General features: G+C 32.5%; 5 protein-coding genes and 1 pseudogene. 3 read left to right on the plus strand and 3 right to left on the minus strand.

Translation table 11 applies throughout. The features are described 5' to 3' along the window. The 3 genes from B2217_RS16140 to B2217_RS16150 all read left to right on the plus strand — a co-directional run. A partial coding sequence (locus tag B2217_RS16140; protein WP_291123194.1) for a TonB-dependent receptor plug domain-containing protein occupies nt 1-1397 on the plus strand: 1397 nt, incomplete at its 5' end. 463 nt (nt 1398-1860) lie between these two features. Continuing rightward, complete coding sequence (locus B2217_RS16145; protein ID WP_422653380.1) at nt 1861-2805, plus strand: HmuY family protein; 945 nt, start codon at nt 1861-1863, stop codon at nt 2803-2805. A gap of 123 nt (nt 2806-2928) precedes the next feature. Then, on the plus strand, nt 2929-4176 hold the full coding sequence (locus B2217_RS16150) for a T9SS type A sorting domain-containing protein (protein WP_291123200.1): 1248 nt from the start codon (nt 2929-2931) through the stop codon (nt 4174-4176). 650 nt (nt 4177-4826) lie between these two features. Here B2217_RS16150 and B2217_RS16155 read toward each other — a convergent pair. From B2217_RS16155 to B2217_RS16165, 3 genes and pseudogenes are all read right to left on the minus strand, one after another. After that, nucleotides 4827-5864: a hemin-degrading factor gene (locus B2217_RS16155; RefSeq protein WP_280046060.1), complete on the minus strand. Its 1038-nt coding sequence runs from the start codon at nt 5862-5864 to the stop codon at nt 4827-4829. Nucleotides 5865-5945: 81 nt separating this feature from the next. Continuing rightward, nucleotides 5946-6650, minus strand: a pseudogene (locus B2217_RS16160) (heme ABC transporter ATP-binding protein); the annotation flags it as partial. Then, on the minus strand, nt 6650-7276 hold a 627-nt coding region (locus tag B2217_RS16165; protein ID WP_291123203.1), incomplete at its 5' end, for a FecCD family ABC transporter permease. The gene B2217_RS16165 and the pseudogene B2217_RS16160, both read right to left, overlap by 1 nt.

Genomic DNA, 7276 nt, shown 5'->3' on the forward strand with positions numbered 1-7276 from the left:
TTCAATATAAAAAAGACAATTATCGTTTGTTTTATAAATTCGAATATTTCAACGAAGAGACCAAGTATTACGATCCCAATCCCATTGCTTCAACGAATTCGCCAACTGCGACGGTTGATTATTTTGGGAAAGATAGAACGTATACAACAGATCGTATTTACAATCACTTAAATGCTTCTGGGCGATTTAGAAAAGCAATTAATTATGATGTTTCGTTTTCGTATCAAGAACAAAAAAGAAAATTGAAATCGTATAATTATGAAATTCTTGAAGGTATTGAACATGATGTAAACAAATTCGAATATGAAAGTCGAAAAGTGTATTATTCGAAAGGAATGTTCAGTAATTTTATCAATAAAAATGATGTTTTCGATTTTCAATTTGGTTATGAAATCGATCAAACCAAAGGTTATGCTTCAACTTCGGCAGGAGAATTTTTCCAAAAACCGATAGAACGAAAATTAGGAACGTATGATTTTTTTGCTTCTTCTGAAATTAATCTAAATGATAAACTTTCGTTTCGTCCAGGCGCTCGCGTGATGTTTTCGGAGAAATTTGATACGCAATATGTAATGAGTTTGAGTGCGAAATATCTATTTGGAAAACAGTGGGAATTGCGCGCGATTGTTGGGACTTCTCCACGTTTGCCAAATTATGAGGAAATGTATTCGTATTTCGTAGACGTCAATCATAATGTGCAAGGAAACGAAAATCTGAATCCAGAAAAAGGAGTTTCTGCTTTTATTCACTTAAAAAAGAATTGGAATATCGGCGAAAATAATTCGTTGGAGCAAAAAGTTTCGTTGTGGAAAATTAACCTGAAAGATAAGATTGATTTGATTGTTGTTGAAGAATCTCCACTGAAATATCAATATCGTAATATTGATAATTATGATGTACAAGGAGTTACGTATTTGAATCAGTTCAAAGTTCATCAATTTATGGGTGGAATAGGCTTTACGTTGACAGGAATCAAGCAAGATATAGATGATGCAGTTGCTGTAAATTCAGTTAAAAATAAATATTTCTATTCAACACAAATCAATGCAAATGTTTCGTATACCTTGCCAAAAACCAATACAATTTTCTCACTTTTCTATAAATACAATGGAGCTCAAGAGCAATTTGTCTTGAAAAATAATCCGTCAAATACAAGTGAACAAATTTTAGTAAAAGGCAAACAAGAAGCTTTTAACTGGATGGATGCGTCGATTAAACAAAGTTTTTGGAATAAAAAACTTGATTTGACAATTGGTGCGAGAAATCTTTTTGATGTGAAATATTTGAACAGTTCATCTGGAAATGATGGTGCGCACAGCCAAGGTTCTACAAGTATTTTGTATGGATATGGACGTTCGTATTTCGCTAAACTTACGTTCAATTTAGGAATTAATTAATCAAAAAATCATGAAAAAAATATTTATATATACCTTATTGTTTAGTCTTTCTTTTTTGTGGTCGTGTAGTGAAGAAAACAATCCAATTGGACAAGATTTTGTTGTTGCTTTTAAAGCNNATGCAAGTATAGATTTTAGTAAGATTGATAATGAGAAAACAATAAATTTAATTTATTCTAAAGTTGCGGAACGAGATGGTGAAATTCATATCAAAGTAACCGAAGATAAAGCAACTTATAATGTCGATTATTCAACTTCTGTTGCAGTTACAAATCAAGAAATTATTATTCCAATCAAAAAAGGTGAAACGTCGACAAGTTTTACGTTCAAGAATTTGATTTATCCATTTGATCGTTCTGATAAAACGATTCAGTTTGAAATTTCAAAAATTGATTATCCATCAGCGATTGTTCAAGGATATTCGTCAACAAAAATCTCTTTCGAAAATTCGATTGGCGGAACAATGGATGTGGAAATTGGCGGACCAAATGAGCAATATCAAGTTTATGTTGACTTAAGTAAAGGAACGCAAACAAAGGTAAAAAGGGATTCTTGGGATTTAGGTTTTTACAATGGAACAAATTTCCGAGTGATGTTAAATACTTCTATTTATATGGCGGTAAAAGCGCTGGACGAAACTGATTTGTCGAAAGTAACAAAAGCATCTGTTGGGAAATTAATCAACGAAGTTGCGGTAGGTACATTTACAGATTCGAACAAAGAATATGTTGACGATCCTACTGGAGATATTTTGAAAACGGCGATTTCGGAAATTAAAGAATCGGATAATCCAGTTTATTTACTGAATTTGGGTTACGAAGTCGGAACATCAACGCCTGCAGTTGGTTCGGCGGCTGTTGCTGGAAATTCGCGCGGTTGGAAAAAAGTGAAATTCATCAAAAAAGACGAGCAATATGTGATGCAATATGCAGATTTGGATGATACGACTTACAAAGAAAAAGTAATTGCAAAAACGACAACGCACAATTTTGTTCACTTCAGTTTTACGACGAATGATCTTGTAAATGTTGAACCTTCAAAATTAGAATGGGATTTAAACTTTACAGTTTTTACTAATCTTATTACAGGAAATGGTTCGTATGGATATTCGGATTATGTGGTCAATAATTTGAAAGCGGGTGCAAAAGCCTATCGTGTAGATGTAACCAATGAAATTACCTACGAAAAATTTAATGAAACGATGATTGATGAAACAAAATTTTTAGACGATCAGCGTGCAATTGGTGATTCTTGGCGACAAGTTACTGCACCTCAAAAATTATTTTCGGATCGATTTTATATCATCAAAGATGCAGAAAATAATTATTACAAAATTAAAATGTTAGCTTTTCTGAATGCTTCTGGTGTGAGAGGTTATCCAAAATTTGAATATAAACTTATCAAATAAATTTATCATAAACATACTCATTATTAGTGGTTAGAATGCGTCAATCCGAGTCATACGGGTCAGAGTGTAATCTCTCGGATTGACTGTTCTAATTCTGATTAACAATTAAAAAATTATTATATCATGAAAAACAAATTTACACTTTTAGCATTAATCATTCTAACATCTGTTGTAATAAATGCTCAAACCATAAAAGGCGAAGTTACTATGGGTGCTGGTTATACAAATGATGTTTATTACGGATTGGCAGATCAATCGACGAATTCTGTAAATAGAAACGATTGGGATATTTCGTTTTATCGAAAATCGAATATGTCAACAGGAATTCGAGTGAATGATGGAGCAGGAATTCAGGTGTACGAAGCATCAAATGATTTGTCGAAATGGAATTCAATTGATGTAGCAAATTTATCTACTTGGACTGCTTTGTATAATTCGGATACTGATTGGCAAAAAGGCGCTTTCAATAATGGTTCTGCGACATATGGTTGGGGAGATTATAGTATTGCAAATCATTATGTAAATGGTTCTATCATTTTTGTATTGAAATATGCAACAGGTGAATATGTGAAATTGAAAATAGATAATTTAGCAGCTCCTTTAGGCGAATATAATTTTACGTATTCTAAATTGACAAACGGAACTTGGTCTGCTGATACAAAAGTAAATCTTCCACACAAAACCAATCCAACTAATTTGTTCAATTATTATAGTTTATTGATTGATAAAGCGGTTACACCAGAGCCAGACCAAAGTAAATGGGATTTGAAATTTACAAAATATGTTACACCACTTACAACGAATGAAGGTGATGTTGTGATGTATACGGTAACGGGAGTTTTGCAAAGTGATTTGATCAAAGTGGCGAAAACAGAATCTGGAAATCCTACTGATGATACGGCTTATGTAGCAGATATAAATGCGATTGGATATAATTGGAAAACCTTATCGGGTTGGTCTTATGTAGTGAATCCTACGAATCATTTTGTCAAAAATACATCTACAAATCAGATTTATAAATTGGTTTTCAAAACGTTTGAAGGAACTTCTACAGGAAAAATAACATTCGATTACGAAAATGTAACAGCTAATTTAGGAACAACAGAATTAGCCAAAACGAAGTTTGATATTTATACCACTTCTCAACCGAAAACAATTGGTTTGGTGTACAATTCGCAAGAAGCGAAATCGTCTCCATTAAATATTCAAATTTATGCGATAAATGGACAATTGGTGCATCAAGAAAGCTATCAACCAACGTCATCATTTACAAATAAAACAATACAATTAAGTAAACTTTCGGCTGGAGTTTACATCGTAAAAGTAGAATCTGTCGATAAAGTTGAAACGAAAAAAATAGTTTTGAAATAAAGTTTTGAGTACTTTATTTGTCTCTTTGTGTGAGGTCGTCTGGAAAGGCGGCCTTTTTTTATTATGTGATTTTATAATGCTTTAAAAATTGATAAGTTAGAAAGAATTGTAAAGTTGGTTATTAGATTTTACTTTCGCGAATTTTAGGCTAATCAAAAATACAAAAAGAGTAAATATTTCTGAAAAAATAAATAGCATTAATGGTTCTATCAACTCTTCATTCAGTAAGTATTTTGAGATGGTAAGTTGAAGTAAAAATAAAGGTGTTATTGTACAGAATAAAACTAAACGTGTAAAATTTAATTTATTATCAAACACTAAGTTTTGAAAAGAAAATTTGAATAAATAGACAAAAACATATATGAGTCCAAATATAACAGGAACAATAAAATCTACAATAAATAGATCAATATGATCAAGAAAGATGGTTTTCAGAAGAGTAAAAAATAGTGTAAATCCTACTGAAAAAATCAACGTACTTGATATATAAGGTTTGAAAATGAATTTTATTTTTTCTTTTGTCGTTAGCATAATCAAATATATAAAACTCTTGATGAAAGACTAAATTATAGTACAATAAAAACCCGATTAACATTTTCTATTAATCGGGTAAAATTTAGTGTGAAATATAAAATTTGGTAAGATTCTTCTTAATTCAATTCAGCGACAATCTCGCGCCATTGCTCCAATTCAGGGATACCTGGTTTTCTTTTTCCAAAGAATTGCACAATGATTTCTCCTTTATCATTAAAAACCTCAATCGCTGTTACAATACCGTCTTCAGTTGGTTTTCTAACAATCCAAGTTGAAGCAATTTTTGACATATCCAAGTGCATATTAAAATCTGGATCCAATATATTGAACCAGTTTTCATGCCACATCGTACGTTTAATTTCACCAGTATGAATCTGAATATTTCCTTTGTTTCCTGTGAAAACCATGATTGGCGTTTGCGTTTCGGCAGATTTTTCTAAGAACTGAACAATTGCTTCATTCGAAATTTGTTTTGCATGATAATCTGTCGGAGCCAAACGCAATGCTTGCGTACGTGTAACTCCGAATTTGCGTAACATTGTAAAGAAATTGTGCGTGTCTTTCAACTCAACCCAAGCTTGTTGAAAACCTTCAACATCAATCTCGTTATCAGGTTTTTCTGTAACATTATTTTCGATGATTTCTGTTGCAGGAATAGTTTCTTGATCTTCGTCTTTGTATTTCTCAACCAATGCATCAAAGGCTTCTACATTGCTTTGCGGAACCAAATATATTTTGTGAATAGCTTCGCCATCTTTCCCGAAAAATTGTAAACTTTTGCGTTCTCCATGTTCAGATTTTTCTACAACTGCAAAAGCTGTTTTCCAATGATTCAAGAAAATTCGCATATCAATATCTTCCCCAACAAAAAGTTGTGCGTGAGGCGAAGAAAAATCAGGGTTCAGATAAATACCTTTGCGTTCGTGCACACATTCGTTGTTGCGCGTCAAAGCCATCACTTTTCCAAGTGACTCTATTTCTTGTAAAATCGCAGCAAATTCAGGCTTTAATTTTGTAACATTATCGCCTAATTGCGTTGCTAAAAGTTCCATTTCGCTAACGCCAAGTTCTTTCGCTGCGTTACGTATTCTAATTTTAGGTTGATTTGCTTTCAAATCTTCCCATTGTTGTTTTAAATCTGTAAGTGTGTTCATTGTAATTGTTTTTTTACCGAATAAAATAAGTGGTTTTTGGTCGATTGGATTTTTACAAATGGTACAAGGAAATCTATAAATTTTGGAAATGATTTCTGGTCGGAAAACCTTTTCTGGACTATCTTGATAAACAATTTTTCCTTTGTTCATTAAGATCACTTCATCAGCAAACTGAGAAGCCAAATTAAGGTCGTGCATTACCAAAATTACTAAGTTTCCTTTTTGTTTAAAATCATTCAGAATTTCTAACAAATTAAATTGATGAGAAACGTCCAAATTATTCAAAGGTTCGTCTAATAATAGTAGTTTTTGATTGACTTCATTCTCTAATTGCACAAAAACGCGCGCCAAATGTACACGCTGTTTTTCGCCACCAGAAAGATGAATGTAATCCCTGTCTTTTAAATGATTGATATCGGTTTTGGTCATCCAATAATCAACCGAATCGATGTCTTGTTGTTGAGGTGAATTTTGGAAATATGGATAACGTCCCATCAGCACAACTTCCTTCACTGTAAGCGGAATATCTGTTGGTTGATGTTGCGAAAATTTAGCTTTATGTTGCGGTAAATCTTCTTTTTTCCAGTTTTTTAAGGCAATATCTTTTAGTCGAATTAGGTTAGCATTTGGTTCAATTTCATTCGCGATATAGCTCAATAAAGAAGATTTTCCTGCACCGTTTGGTCCAACGATTGCAATCATTTTTCCTGCTTTTGCATCAAACGAAATCGTATCTAAAATCTTGAATGATTTGTATTGATAATTAATATTTTCTACCGCTAACATTACAATGATTTTTTATAATTCATTAAAATTGAAATAAAAACTGGTGCGCCCATTAACGAAGTTAAAATACCGATTGGGATTTCAGATGGAGCAACCAATGTTCGACTGATTGTATCTGCAACAATGACTAATATCGCGCCTAAAAATGCAGATAAGGGAAGAATGATTACATAATTTGATTTGAAGACTAATCGTAAAATATACGGAACGATTAATCCTACAAATCCGATTGTTCCTGTAAAAGAAACAATTGTTCCGACTAATAAAGCTGAGAAAACAATGATTTGTCTTTTCGTTTTTTCGACATTAATTCCCAAATGTTCAGCATCTTTTTCGCCCAACATCATCGCGTTTAGTATTTTTCCTTTTCCAATTAAAAAGTAAAAACTTACACTAACTACGATTGTTAAAATTAAGATTTTGTCCCAGTTGGCACTTGCAATGCTACCTAATGTCCAAAATGTTAGATTGCGTAATTCTTCTTCTGATGATAGATATGTTAACAATCCGGTTGCAGATCCGCATAAGGCAGAAATGGCAACTCCTGCTAACAGTAAAATGGTGATATTTGTTTTTTGATGATGTGAAGAAATTTTATACACAAAAACAGTGGAACACATAGCGCC

It is taken from the genome of Empedobacter sp. UBA7620, from assembly GCF_002484185.1.
In the GTDB taxonomy this organism is placed as follows: domain Bacteria; phylum Bacteroidota; class Bacteroidia; order Flavobacteriales; family Weeksellaceae; genus Empedobacter; species Empedobacter falsenii_C.